We start from the raw sequence: 16,194 nt of genomic DNA on the forward strand, positions 1-16,194 counted from the left end.
GTGAAAGCATCATCAACTCACCCTCGTAAATTGACAGACATATTAATTACCCAGGGGATTTTAAAAACCCTCGAAACGCTTGGTGTGTTGGAGTCCATGAGGGATTTGTGCGATATTGAAGAGCTGAGAAAGCAGTTCGGTATTTTGGATAAGTATCGTCGTTTATGGGGTGAGATTATTCAAATTCTTATTCGAGCAGAGAAAATAGAAGATTGCGGCTCACAAATTCTGTTAAAAGAAAAATATGATGTCCTTGAGAGACAAATTGACTCCCTTAATATAGATTTGGAAGCAGACCGATTGTATGAAGCTTATCCCCTGCTAAAGCCACAATTGGATATCCTTGTACCCTGTCTCAAGGAACTGCCAAAAATTTTGACTGGTCGTAAACAAGCTACAGAAGTTCTATTTGCACATTCCTCGACGGAATCGGTAGAAGCAATTTATAAGGAGCATCCCTCTGCTGAATATTTTAATCTACGGGTAGCTGACGTTGTGAAAGCTGCCGTAGAACAGGCGTTGCCAAGCCTGAGTCAGGGGGAAAAAATACACATTTTGGAAATAGGCGCAGGTACTGGTGGCACTAGTGAATTCTTGTTTAAAGCACTCAATATTTATGCGGATAAGTTACGCTATATTTATACAGATGTATCAAAACGCTTCTTGATTTATGCTGAGGAATCTTTCTGTGAGCAATATTCATTTATAGAGACGCAATTGTTGAATATCGAACAAGCTGTGTCTGAACAAGGATTTGATCCCGCTAGTATCGATATTGTGGTGGCTGCTAATGTTTTGCACGCTACACGTAATATTAGTATTACCCTGCAAAATGTTAAAACATTACTGAAGTGCAATGGACACCTGGTATTAAATGAGTTGACGCAAGTTTCGTCTTTTCTGACGGTGACCTTCGGCTTGTTGGATGGCTGGTGGTTGTATGATGACGAAATTATTCGTTTGCCAGGCTCGCCTGCTCTGTCAGCAAAAAATTGGCAGTTAATGCTGGAAAAAGAGCATTTTCACCAAGTGATTCTATTGGATGAAAAAGCTGAGGCGCTGGGACAGCAAATTATCATAGCCCAAAGCGATGGTCAAACCAGACATGCGCCCCTGATTACGCACAAGGTAGCTACCCCAATCCATCCTGTCAGGCAAAAGGTAAAAGCACCGCTCTCATCAATAGAAGTCGCCGCCTCAGTTGAAGCCAGTCTGATTAAGCAATTGAGCGTGTGCATTAAGATTGAACCAAGTCGGCTTAATACCCACACCACGTTTTCAGATTATGGTGTGGATTCAATTCTTATGCTTGCTTTTGTCGATAAAATTAATGAGGCTCTGGGAATTAATTTAAGCCCCTCAGAGTTATTTAATTATACCACAGTAGAACGTCTTACTGAATTTATTGTTGATATATATAGGAATGAACTGCCTGCACTACTACCGTCTGTTGTAGTGCAAACGGCTCAGATTCAGGAAAATAACAGTGAAATAAAAGTAACAAAAAAAGCAAAAAACAATACCCCGGATATTGGACGCAGCAATAATTCTGATAACGCCTTACCAGCGTTGTCTGACAGGAAGGGCAATCATAAGAGGAATAAGGATCTTTGTGACATAGCGATTATTGGTATGTCCGGTCAATTTCCCGGTGCAAACAACACTCAGCAATTTTGGCAAAATCTGCAAGCAGGCATCGATAGTGTGGGTGTTCTGCCTGAAAGCCGTCTAGATTCTCAAATCTATACTCCCCAGCCAGAAGCAGGAAAATGTTATTGCAAGTGGGGCGGTATCTTAGAGGAACAGTCCTTTTTTGACCCTTTGTTTTTTGAAATCTCTCCCAAAGAAGCCGCTGAGATGAATCCTTCTCAGCGGGTATTTATGCAGGAAGCCTATCGAGCATTGGAAGATGCTGGTATTGTAAACGAAGGGCTTTCACGATTACAATGCGGCGTCTATGTGGGTTGCGAACCAAACGGCTATAGCCAACAGGGTTTCACCGGCTCCTCCGAAGCGCTTGTTGCTTCTAGAATCTCCTATTTTCTCAATTTGCAGGGACCGGCTTTGGTGATTAATTCCGGCTGTTCCTCTTCCTTGGTGGCTATTCATCTGGCCTGTGAAAGCCTTCGTCATGGCGAGAATGATATTGCTCTGGCTGGAGGGGTTTTCACCAATTTAAATAGCGAGTTATTGGTCTGTCTGTCATCCATTGAAATGTTATCATCCTCTGGAAAATGTCGCGCCTTTGATGCAGATGCCAATGGTACGGTTCTAGGGGAAGGTGTCAGCGTGTTGGTGTTGAAAAAATTAGAGGATGCGCTGGATGATGGTGATTTAATTTATGGTGTCATCAAAGGTAGTGGCATTAATCAGGACGGCAGAAGCAATGGCATTACTGCACCTAATGGGCTGGCACAAGAAAAACTGATCGAGCGAATTTATCAGAAATATAATATTGATGCCAGCAAAATTAGCTATATCGAAGCCCACGGTACTGGGACTAAATTGGGCGACCCGGTTGAGGCGAATGCGTTGAAGAAAGTATTTTCGTCAATCAACCCAAAATCAGGCTTCCATTGTGGAGTAGGTGCGGTTAAATCGAATATAGGACATACGGCTGCGGCTGCGGGTGCAATAGGTTCGATCAAGATTTTGTTATGCATGAAGCATCGCCAGTTGCCTGGTCTGGTGCATTTTCATCAACTTAACCCTCTGATTGATTTTTACGACACGGGTCTGTATATTGTTGAGCAATTGCAGGACTGGGAAGCAGAGATGGGTGAGCCGTTAATGGCGGCTATAAACTCTTTTGGACACAGCGGAACTAATGCCCACCTCGTTATTCAGGAAGCGCCTGTGCAGATGATTAGCGATGGCAATAAACCATTTTATTTAATCTGTTTATCGGCTAAAACTGAGGAAGCACTAAAACATAAAATCAGCGATTTGAGTGAGTATCTGGCACACAAAGACAAGCAGGTAACTCTAGGAGCGATCGCTTATACCTTGAATACAGGCCGCGCCCATTTTAAAAAACGCTGTGCTTTCGTCGTCGAGTCGCTAGAGGCTTTGCAAGATGCCCTGACGGGGACTTTAGACGGTCTTGTTAGCAACGCCGAAAGAATGAGTCCGCAAGAACAGGTAGTTTACAGAAAAGTTTTTGATTTGACAGTGGCAGACCTTCATAATATAGGGAAGCTCGAAAGTGGAATCGATCAAACCACCTATAAAGATAACCTCATCACCTTGGCTGGTCTTTATCTAAAGGGTTTTGATTTAAACTGGCAGCGGATTTACGCAGACCAGGTTTATAATCGAGTATCCCTTCCCACCTACCCCTTTGCCAAAGATGCATACTGGATTAACGAGCCAGTAAAAATTAACTTCACCGAGCCTCTTGTCCACAAACCCGAAACCGTCAGCAGTAGCTACCAGCCGCATCAAGAAAATCAAGCTATGCTGGGTGGACAGTTTTATTTACCGCAATGGCAACGCCTTGAGCAAAGGCTATCGCCCTCCAGTCCAAATGATAGCGCCAAGCCAGCAGTAGCATCTGGCACAGTTGTGATTTTTTATCCACCAACTATGTCTGGTGTGAAAGATGAGATTCAAAACTGCCATGAGCAAGTACCTGCAAGCCGTGTCGTCAGCTTTGAGGTTGGCAACACTCCTGCGTCTGAATTAAATGTTAGCGATCGTAATGCCTTTAAACTCGCCCTTGCATCTACCCATCTGGCATTGGCAACTTTACTTGAGCAAGGTCAAGCTCTAACGCTCTACTTTATCATGCCCGAACCGGATCGAGTCCTTAACTTAGAGTTAAGCGTTGAACGCCTTGAGGATAACCAGTCGCTGGGTTTGATTGCGCTTTTCCGCTTAATTCAGGCGCTGTTGGACTATCATTGCTATTCCAACGAACTGACCATTAAAATTATAACGCAGCAAACACAGGCGTGCAAAGCCTCTGAGCGTATTGCCCCCTATGGCGCAGATGTGGTTGGTTTTGTTCAATCGTTAACGAAAGAATATGACCTCTGGCAGGTAAGCTGCGTAGATATTAATCGACAGACATTGTGGACATCCGAGCAAAGCAAAAACTTTGCCAAGGCACTGACTGCGCTGAAGCCACCGACGAATGGGCGCGTCCTCTGCTGGCGGGAAGGGCGTTTTTATCACAATGTTTTAACCCAGGCTAATCTAACCAGCATTCAGGGTAGTTCCTTCAAAACCCACGGTGTATATCTGATTATCGGTGGCGCTGGAGGTTTGGGTTTTGTACTCAGCCAGTATCTGCTGGAAAAAGTTCAAGCGAAGCTGATATGGGTTGGACGGCGCAGCGTCGAGGCTTTGGCACCCGACGCGCTACAGCTATTAACAGCACAGAGAGCTGAAGTGTTGTACCAGCAAGCGGATATTTGCGATCTTGAGGCTATGCAGCGAGTGCTACAGCAAGCCAAAGCACATTTTGGACATATTGACGGTGTTATCCATTCGGCCTTGGTTTTGGAAGATCGGGCGATCGCCGATATGGATGAAAAAACGCTACACAAAGTACTTGCTCCCAAAGTACAGGGCAATGTGGTACTCCAACAAGCCCTAGCCAATGAACCTTTAGACTTCCTATTGTTTTTCTCTGCTGGGCAGTCCTTTATGAGTCATGCCGGACAAAGTAATTATGCCTCTGCCTGTACCTTTGAAGATGCCTGGGCGCAGTACCAAAATCAGCAACAAAACTATCCGGTAAAAATTATTAACTGGGGCTATTGGGGCGAGGTGGGCATTGTCGCCACCACTGACTACCGTCAAAGAATGACCAAACAGGGCGTGCTATCTATTAATCCGCAAGAGGGAATGGAGGTAGTTGAGCGTTGTCTGACATCTTACGCTACACAGGTCGCTTATTTTAAAGCCCAACCAAGTACCTTGAGCCGTTTGGACTTAAATGACTCAGGAATCATGTCTGCGTGCCAGAAAAGTGCTTCACCTGCGATGATTGATACCGTAATTGCCGCCACCCAATTTTCATCAATGTCGCTGCAAGAAAGGCAGCGTCATCAGCAGGCAATGCAACAGTTGGATCGTCTTGGTTGTTATCTACTTCTGCGTGCATTCCAGACAATGGGTGTGTTTTGTCAGCCCGGTGAGCAATATCAGCAACAAGCACTGGCCAGCAGATTAGCTATTCCAGACAGTTATCATCAACTCTACAAAGAATGGCTGAACTTGCTGGATAAGGCAGGCTTTATTGCCATCAATGGTTTGCACATTGAAGTGAAAAACACTTTGCCACAAGAAACTAACGAACATCAGAACTGGTTAAAACCCTATCCCGAACTCGTATCGCACGAGAAATTGTTGCGAACCTGCCTGCAAGCTTACCCGGATATTATTCAGGGATACGTTGCAGCTACGGATATTATGTTTCCAGAAGCATCGATGGAATTGGTCGAAGGTGTTTATCAGGGAAATACCGCCGATGCGCTGAATACTAAAGCTAGAGATGCTGTAGTAGCCTACGTAAAAGCACGGGTAGCTGAGTACCAAAAACTGCCGGACACCTTCATGCCGGAAAAAATTGTCCTTTTAGAAGTCGGGGCAGGAATCGGCGGCATGAGTAGCGAGATTTTCAAAGGCCTGGCACCCTATGGACAATATATAGAATATTATTACACCGATATCTCCGAGCATTTTGTTCACTACGGCCGCCGTCGCTATGGTAAAGATTACCCCTTCGTCATATTTCAACGTTTAGACATTGAGCAAGAACATGAAGTGCTAAGTGTGGTTTTGCCTAGTGCCTGCGATGTCATCTTAGCGGCAAATGTACTCCATGCAACCCAATCTATCCGCAACACAGTACAACACGTTAAAGCCCTATTAAAACGGCACGGACTATTAATCTTAAACGAAGTCACGAGGCCTACCAGCTTTGCTACATTGACTTTTGGCTTACTAGAAGGCTGGTGGCGGTATCAGGATGCCTTCATGCGTATGCCTGGCGGCCCCCTATTAAGCGAGTCCATGTGGCATAGTTTGCTCGAAGAAGAAGGTTTTAACAACGTCGTGTCCCTGGGTGAGCAAAGCGAAGGCGAAATGTTGGGACAACATATTATTGTTGGGCAAAGTGATGGCTGGAGTTTACGTAACAAGACGCTGGACTATAAAACTGAGGAAAATTGGCAAATGGATAAAAAGCAAACTGAGCCAAAAAATTCAGCCCCTGATAGCATTGTTACCCAAGTCAAGAACGCCTATAGTCCTGAGCAGTTAGTCAAAAAAGTCGCAGTGCAGATTGTGGAAACCCTCTCAGAAACACTGGACATAGCATCTACTCGTGTAGAACTGGATGTACCGTTTTCTGAGTACGGCGTGGACTCGATTCTTTCTGTCTCGATTATTAACGAATTAAACAAACGCTTGGGGATTCGTCTTAAACGTCCCGATCTGTTTAATTATACTACCGTTGGCAGTATGACGGCTCATATTGTCAAAACTTTCGGCGATCGCCTAACGGAGCCCTTACCAGAAAAGGTAGAAAAGCCAACACCAGTGGCAACCCCTCAAAACGTACAAGCTGCGGTTAAGCAACAAAACCAGCCTCAAATACCGCCAACCATTTTACGAACAAGCCAGGAACCGATTGCTGTAATAGGAATGTCTGCCTGCGTACCAGGTGCTGATAATGTGCATACATTCTGGGACAATCTGGTTGCCGGTAAAAATTCCGTGACCCAGATTCCCCATGAGCGCTGGCAAAGGGAGTCAGTCAATGACTTAGCCAGTGAGTCAGATATCTCCCATCGGCAAGCCGGATACATGGATAATATTGCCGAATTCGATCCGCTGTTTTTTGCCATTTCTCCCCAAGAGGCGCAGTGGATGGACCCGCAACAGAGGCTGTTCTTACAGCAGGCTTGGTCAGCCTTGGAAGATGCCGGATATAATCCGCGAACGTTGGAGGGTAGTTCGTGCGCTGTTTTTGTTGGCTGCTCTGCAACAGGCTATGGTGTGAAAGAGGGTGAACGTGCAGGTTATGTACCCTATGCAATGACCAATAGCGAGGCAATATTACCCGCCAGAATCTCATATTTTCTAGACTTAAAAGGGCCCAGCATTCCCATTAACACCGCCTGCTCCTCGTCTCTGGTTGCTATTCATCTTGCCTGCGAACAAATCCGTTCTGGGCAGAGTGACATGGCTCTAGCTGGCGGTGCTTCCGCGCTGATTGGTTCTGCCTTGCACATCGGTTTGAAAGGTGCCGGAATGTTATCCCCTGATGGTGCCTGCAAAGCATTTGATCGGGGAGCTAATGGCTTTGTTCTTGGCGAAGCGGTTGGCGTTGTCGTTCTAAAATCTCTCTCCGCAGCATTAGCCGACGGGGATTCCATACATGGTTTAATTATTGGTTCAGCTATTAACCAAGATGGTAAAACCAATGGGATTATGGCACCGAATGGTCCCTCTCAGACCGCATTAATTGAGTCGGTGTACCGCAAATTTCAGATAGATCCCAATACAATTAGTTATATCGAAACTCATGGTACGGGAACGCAACTAGGTGACCCAATAGAAGTAAACGCTCTTGCTGATGCCTATAAAAAATTCACCACGAAAACACAATACTGTGCCATAGGCTCGGTAAAAACTAATATTGGGCATACCACCACTGCTGCTGGTGTATGCGGATTAATTAAAACTTTGCTGTGTTTAAAAAATCAAAAACTTGTACCCTCCCTACACTATAAGGAACCAAACGAAAACATTCAATTTGAACAGACTCCTTTTTATGTCAATACCCAGGCAAAAGACTGGCCAGGTAATCATGTCGGTATACGACGTGCGGCTGTAAGTTCTTTTGGATACAGTGGTACTAATGCACATATAGTAGTAGAAGAGTTTGTCGAAACCAGAACAAATCCTGCCGGACAGGAGGGTCCTGTGCTAATTGTATTGTCGGCTAGGAATGAGGTGTGTCTCAAAAAATTAGTCCGCAATCTGAGGGCTTACCTAAATAGAAAAGAGAGCCATTTACAGCTGATTGATGTGGCTTATACGCTTCAGGTTGGCAGACAGGAAATGTCAGAGCGCCTGGCATTTGTTGCCAACAGTGTGGCGGATATAGTAAAACATTTAAGCGATTTTGTTGACGGCAAAGCCAATAGCAAAGATTTATACCGGGGTAAAGTTAAACCGACAGGCGATAAAACCAATTTGCTTTTGGAGGGCAATGCTGGACAGGCATTTATCGATACCATTTTAAAGCAACAGGATTACCGCAATCTAGCCGCATTATGGGTAGCTGGCACAGCTTGGGATTGGAATTTACTCTATGCTAAAAACGTTAAAAACCGCCCCCGCCGCATCTCGCTACCTAGCTATCCTTTTGCACGAGAAAGTTATTGGTTGGATGGAGTGGTAGAAGCAAAGGCAGAGAATTTAACCACAGATAAGATAAAAGCAGAGACTCCCACAAATCAAATTGAACAAAGCACTGAGCTAATGACTTTTGAGGAAGTCTGGCGGGAGCAGCCTTTAAACGACACTTCTAGTTCAGTCAGCTACAAAAGTGTTATTTATTTCCTTTCCTCGCCAGAAAATCAGCAGGCAATGCTTCAGGCAATGCAAGCCATTGACCCGATCGTCAATGTTATTTTCATTGCCCAAGGTAATGCTTACGCAAAACATTCATCTTCTACTTATACAGTTGACCCAGCCGATACGCAGAGCTATCGTCAAGTCTTTGCAGACATTAGCCAGAATCAGGGCAAGGTGGATGCGCTAGTTTATCTGTGGCCGACGGAGGATTCGCGTTGCTTGTACGATTCATATGCGATCGCTCGTATTTTACAAGCTCTAGCCAACAGCACATTAAAACCTTCCCGATTCTTACTTGTGGCTTCTTTTACCACTGCCCTAGAGCGTTGTTATCTTGAATCCTGGCTTGGCTTTGAACGCTCTTTAAAGCTGATTATGCCTGGAATCCAGGTGGTTGGACTCTATCAGGAAAATCCAGCACCAAGTCAAACTATCTCCATGACAGAATGGAGTCAAAACATTCACTCTGCACTTAAAACACCTAAAGCGCAGACTGTGCTGATACAAAAGCACCGACGCTACGTTTGTCAGATTCAAAAAACCGTGCTGACACAACAGGAGAGTGGTATAGCATCGACAATAAAACCTGGAGGCACTTACCTGATTACCGGTGGCTGTGGGGGCTTGGGTTTTTTGGTTGCACAACACTTGGCAGCATATTTTAACCAACCTACACCATCTGTAGTAGGCACAGCCGTTAATTTAATTCTTACAGGTCGATCCTCTCTGGATGAAAAGATACAGAGCAAAATAACGCAACTGGAAAAACTGGGAGCAAAGATTAACTATCTTCAAGCGGATGTATGCGATTCAATAGCCATGAGAAATGGCATTGCCCAGGCTAAAAACCGCTTTGGCAACATACACGGTATTTTTCATATCGCTGGAATTGCTGCCAGTGCAACTATCCTAGACACAAATATTGACGGCTTTCAAGAGGTGCTTAGTCCTAAAATTGCCGGAACATTGATGCTGGAAGATTTGTGTCGTGATGAACCGCTTGATTTTGTCTGCTATTTTTCCTCTTCTGCGGCTATATTGGGAGACTTTGGTGCCTGCAACTACGCCATTGGTAATCGTTTTCAAATGGCCTATGCCACCTATCGCAATCAATTGCAACAACAGGGTATGCGCCAAGGTAAGGCGGTGGCGATCAATTGGCCACTTTGGCAGGAAGGCGGCATGGGCTTTAGTAAAGACGAAAATACCAAGATGTATTTGCGCTCCAGTGGTCAGCGGGTTTTGGAAACTGAGGAAGCTCTGGCGGTTTTGGATACAATCCTCAGCCAAAATAAAACACAGCATTTGGTATTGGTCGGTCAGCCAAGCCGGATTAATGGCTTTTTAGGGCTGGATCGAGCTCCGTTAAATCCATCACCTGTAAATCCAACACCCGTAAATCAAGTATCCAAGCGGCCAGAGCTAAGAGGCTTGAGTCTGGAAGAGTCGATATTATGGGATTTAAAAAATATTATCGTCCAACAACTGAAAGTTCCCTGGGAGCAGCTTGAGCGAGAAAGCAACTTAGCTGATTTTGGTTTTGATTCAATTAGTTTACTGAGCTTTGCCACGCGGCTCAGCGAGCATTATCAACTTGAAATTACACCCGCCTTGTTTTTTGGATATTCGACTCTGGAGCATCTCACGCAGTATTTTTTAAGCGAACATAGCGACTTTATCCAAGCCTTTTATAAGGAACAGACGAAAATAGAAGTGCATTCAGCCGAGGTTCCTAAAGAAGAAAATGCTTTTATCCCTAGCATACCTGAAGAATTCCAACCAGAAAAAACGGAGGCCCCGATAGACAACGAGCCTATTGCCATTATTGGCATGAGTGGGAGATTTGCCAACGCCTACGATATTGAACAAATGTGGAGTATCTTGGCAGAGGGTAAATGTGCGGTAGCAGAAATTCCGCAAAATTATTTTGACTGGCGCAGGTATTATGGAAACCCAAGTCAGGACGCCAACAAAACCAACGGAAAATGGTGCGCCTCTATTCCTGGCGTTGCAGAATTCGACCCATTGTTTTTCCAGGTTTCCCCGCGAGAAGCGCCAAACATAGATCCCCGTCAACGACACTTGTTACAAGAGTCCTGGAATGCTCTGGAAAATGCTGGATACGGGATGCATCATATTAATAACCAAAAAATCGGCACTTTTGTTGGCGCTGAAGAAGGGGATTATTATCTACGTGTCAAAGAGGGTAACATCACCTCTAATCACTCAGGTATTCTCGCCGCCCGCTTGGCCTATTTCTTAAATCTGAAAGGGCCAACAATGACAATTAATACCGCCTGTTCCTCCTCCCTTGTGGCGGCTCATCAGGCTTGCCTGAGTTTACGACAGGGCGAATGTGATACAGCAATTGTGGCAGGTGTGAATCTGATGCTCACACCCTACGGCTATATCAGTATGGCGCAAGCAGGTATGTTGTCCAACGATGGCCACTGTTATGCCTTTGACCAACGTGCTAATGGTTTAGTGCCTGGTGAAGCAGTAGTGGTGGTGGTACTGAAGCGCCTTAGCCGGGCCCTGATTGACGGCGATCCTATTCATGCGCTGATATTGGCTAGCGGCGTTAACTATGATGGCAAAACCAATGGCATCACTGCACCTAGCGGCGTTTCGCAGACTGAGTTAATTAAGGATGTTTATCAACGAGCCAGGGTTAGTCCGCAGCATATTGATTATATTGTCACTCACGGTACTGGTACTAAATTAGGCGATCCAGTCGAGCTAAACGCACTTAACGAAGTATTTAAGGGCAGCAACCACCCCTGCGCTATAACTTCCAGCAAAACCAATTTTGGTCATACTTTTTCTGCTTCGGGTCTTGTCAGTCTTGTCAGCCTCGTGCAGGCGCTTCGTTATGAAACGCTTCCTCAAAGTCTGCACTTTGCTCATAAAAACGATTTTGTTTTGTGGGATAAAAGCCCTCTCTATGTGAATACAGCCAATCAACCCTGGCCCTATCAACCGGGTAAAAAACGCATTGGCGCGGTAAGTGCTTTTGGTATGAGTGGCACAAATGCCCATATGCTCGTTCAGGACTATCGACTCAACAGAAAAGAACAGCGTTTAGTCTCACCTTATTCCTTACTGGTTTTATCAGCAAAAACCGAAGATGCGCTGCAACTAAAAGTCAAAGCCATGATTCAGTTCTTGCAAAAGGGGCTGGTCGATAATGTCACACTGACCGATATCAGCTATACCTTGTTTGAAGGTCGCCACCACTTTCAATACCGTCTGGCGATTGTGGTAGAGGATATAGCTGATGCTATTTACAGTTGGTCACAGTCATATCATTCAGATAAAAAACCCAATATTTTTCATGGTAAAGTGCCTACTGAATTTAGTGGTCAAAAGGTAATTCGCAATTATATTAACGAATTACTTCAAAAAACTTGCCTCTCTGCCGACAATGATAACTTGTACCGTGAAAACCTCTTTGGTTTAGCTGATTTTTATTGTCAGGGCTATGATATCCCCTGGTCTACTCTGTATGGAGATATACCTCCACATCGGATTAATCTTCCTGGTTATCCGTTTTCCAGACAGCATTTTTGGCTGGATTTCTCTCCACAGTTTCATGATGAGCAGGTAACTAAAAAAATCCCTGTTGCCGAGCCACCGAAACCAACAGTCGATGAGCAAAAAAAAATCAAGGAATTTAGTTATCTTTTCAAATGGGAGCAGCAGGCACAAATAAAAACTGAGATAAAAGCCAATCAAGTTGTTTTGCTAGTTTACTTTGAACCTACATCGCCATTTGAAAAAACCCTGGCAAACTTCTTCCAGGTGCAGTGTAAATCCCAGGTGATTGAGATTCAATTGGGTCGGGAAACCAAACAAGTATCAGAAGATAAATGGTACTGCGATGTAAATGCCTTCAACGGCTTTCAGACCTGTCTGCAAGCATATGGACAAAAAATCGATAGCTTTTATTTTATTTGTGCTGATAGTCCCCAGGGCGGTATGCAAGAAACCGAGATTCAGTTGTTGCGACTCGTCAAAGCACTTAAACAACGTCTACAGAACAATGCCTTTATCGATTGCACCCTCCTGACTCTGGATAACTATCGCGTAGATAACAGCGTCACAAGCCCAAACAATGGTGGTATTAGTGGACTTGGGTATTCGATAGCCCAGGGCGACCACCGCTTCCGAGTTAGAAACATTGACCTATCGCGGGAAGATATAGCCAGCGCAGAAAAACAGCGCACCCTACCAGCCATGATATTAAGCGAAGTCGCGTCGGATAGAGGTGAGGTGACCAAGTTGCAAGAAGGCTGGCGCTACAAGCAGCGTTTTTTCAAGCTTGATTGGCAGTCCCTGCTAGCGGCGCATCCACAAGCGGTGGGTTTAAAAACTGGTGGCGTCTATGTTTTGATGGGAGGAGCAGGAACCGTTGGCACGATTCTTACCCACTATCTCATACAAAAATATCAAGCCAAAGTAGTTTGGCTTGGGCGTAGTCCGCTGACCTCTTCTGCTGTGCAAGAGAAACTACAGGCATTCCAGGCAATAGACGAAAGTAATGTCCCACTTTATATTCAGGCTGATGTCACCGATGAGCTATCAATGGTTCAGTCGGTTGAAAAAATTAAACAATATTATCCTCGTATCAATGGTGCTATTTTTTCCGCACTCGTATTTAAGTTTGATAACTCAATAGCCCAGACCACTGAGGTAGACTTTAATCAGGTTTTAGATACCAAGAAAAAAGGCGCACCGTATTTTTATACGGCTTTCAAAAATGAAGCCTTAGATTTTATGTGTTATTTCTCATCGGTGCAGGCATTTTCCTTTTTGTCCTCTCGTGATAGTGCGGGATATGCAGCAGGAATCACCAGCGCTGATACCTTCGCGCATTCCATCGACAAAAGTGCAGCCTTCCCTGTAGGTATTATTAATTGGGGCTATTGGCAGGCATCACTGGCAGGAACTGAGACTGAGAAGCGTTTGGCTGGTCACTATGATTTAATTTCTGATAAGCAGGGCTGCCAGTTTTTTGATGAATTTATCGCGCTGCTCAGGGCAGGGGTTGTTAAACAAACGCTTTATTTAGGCGCATCAAAAGCGGTAGAGGGCTTAATGGGCTGCAATCCCAAGCAAATAATTACCCTGAACAAACCCGCTGCGGATTCTTTTATTCACTATCTTTTCAATGAGAATCAGGCAGATGAAGATGCAGGTGAGCAGCTAGAGATAGCAAGTCTTTTGGATAAAGATTTCAGGAATGAACTTAACGACTGGCTGCTACATCTGTTGTTTTCACAAATGCGACAACTGGGAATATTTTTAACCGGCGGTGAGCAGAAAGAAAGTACGCATTGGCAAAAACAAGCCGGGGTGATAGAAAAATATGGGCGCTGGTGGCGCGAGTGCTGCTTAGGGCTGCTGGAAGAGTATGGCTATGTACAATGTCAAGGCGATCGCGTTGAGGTCGCTACCAATATCAAAATAGACGAGGCGGAGAAACTCTGGCAGGGCTGGGAAAACTACAAAAACTTATTCCTCGACAATCCCGGAAAGAAAACGGCGCTGGAATTATTGGATAGCTGCCTCAGAAACCTGCCTCAAATTCTGCGTGGCAGCATCCAGGCTACAGATATTCTTTTTCCAAAATCTTCAATGGAAAAAGTAGAAAATATGTATCAAAGGAATTCGCTATCCGACTATTTTAATACCTTTGTCGCCAAAAGCGCCGAAGCTTATATTCGTCAGCGAATTCAGGCGGCTCCGCAAACGAGGATTCGGATATTGGAAATAGGTGCAGGTACGGGGGGAACCACCGCTTTAGTTTTGCCACAATTGCGTCAGGTTCAAGATGCGATCGCCGAATATTGTTATACTGACCTTTCCAAAGCTTTTTTAGTGCACGCCAGAAAAAGTTATGGACAACATTATTCCTATCTAAATTACAAGCAGCTAAATGTTGAAAAGGCACTAGCACCTCAAGGAATAGAACCTGGTACTTATGATATTGTCATCGCTACCAATGTATTACACGCGACAAAAAATATCAGGGAAACACTCCGCCATGCCAAAACGGCTCTGAAACGTAATGGACTGTTATTGATAAATGAAGTAGTGGAAAAATCCCTAATTGGCACTTTAACTTTTGGTTTGTTAGACGGTTGGTGGCTTTACCAAGATGAAGAGTTACGCATTCCCGGTTCCCCACTCATCGAGATGGAATCCTGGCTGAAGATTTTAAAAGAAGAAGGATTTACCTCGATATTGTTGCCAGCCCAAGCTGCGTATGAATTGGGACAGCAAGTCATAGTTGCAGAAAGTGATGGTCTTGTCAGACGGGAGAGAGAGTACTTGCCAAACAAGGTGGAATCATCCGCTAACTCTGCAATAACTGTGGTGCAGGAAGTGCCTTTAACTCAAGAGCAGCCTTTAGCGTCAAAAGAGCCTGTTCAGGAAATGTCTCCCGAAATACTCCGGGAACAAGTGGCTCAGATAATTCTCAAATATCTGTCCGAAACTTTAGATATGGCGGAAGCTAATATTGACTCACAGATGTCATTTTCTGACTATGGGATTGATTCCATTCTTGGTGTTGGTTTTATTGAACAAATTGCCAAGGCGTTGGGAATTAGTATGAATACGGCGATTTTGTTTGATTATACCAACGTTAAGCGTCTCAGCCATTATCTGGTGGATACCTATATAGTAGAAATTCAAAACCAACTGGCAAAAAATAGCGTGCGATCGCTCGATCGCGACAACAGCACGAATAACATAAGTATATCTACAGAAACCAAACCAGAAAAACCAGTGTCTCCCGAAATACTCCGGGAACAAGTGGCTCAGATAATTCTCAAATATCTGTCCGAAACTTTAGATATGGCGGAAGCTAATATTGACTCACAGATGTCATTTTCTGACTATGGGATTGATTCCATTCTTGGTGTTGGTTTTATTGAACAAATTGCCAAGGCGTTGGGAATTAGCATGAATACGGCGATTTTGTTTGATTATACCAACGTTAAGCGTCTCAGCCATTATCTGGTGGATACCTATATAGTAGAAATTCAAAACCAACTGGCAAAAAATAGCGTGCGATCGCTCGATCGCGACAACAGCACGAATAACATAAGTACATCTACAGAAACAAAACTAGAAACTCCTGTATTTAAAATAACATCCAACGAGTATAAAGCAGAAATCTGCAAAGAAATTGCCGTTATTGGTATGTCAGGGCAATTCCCCAAAGCACAAGATATTGATACATTTTGGCAAAATTTGATTCAGGGGCATGATGGCGTTGCTGAGTTACCCGCGAATTATCTCAACCCGGATTTGTTTAGTCCACACAAACAAGCAGGAAAAACCGATTGTAAATGGGGCGGCATTTTAGAGCAGCGAGGTTATTTTGACCCGCTATTTTTTAACATCACTCCCAGAGAAGCTGAGTCGATGAACCCTCATCAGCGTCTAATTCTGAGCGAGAGTTGGAAAGCACTAGAAGATACAGGCTACAATCCCAAAGACCTGGAAAACTCTCGTGTCAGCGTATTTATTGGTGCCGAACCTAGCAACTATACCCATGAAACCTTTACTGGTTCTTCTGATGCCATTGTT

1 protein-coding gene (running past one end of the window) is annotated in these 16,194 nt (G+C 44.5%); it reads left to right on the forward strand.

The window, feature by feature from the left end; genetic code table 11:
* On the forward strand, window positions 1-16,194 hold the 5' portion of the coding sequence (locus QUB61_RS07425) for an SDR family NAD(P)-dependent oxidoreductase (RefSeq protein ID WP_333125620.1). Its footprint extends 14,985 nt past the window's final position; 16,194 of the gene's 31,179 nt are visible here — the first part of the coding sequence; it begins with the start codon at window positions 1-3; its stop codon lies beyond the right edge, outside the window.

This window comes from Microcoleus sp. C2D2 (genome assembly GCF_036702495.1).
Lineage (GTDB): Bacteria > Cyanobacteriota > Cyanobacteriia > Cyanobacteriales > Microcoleaceae > Microcoleus.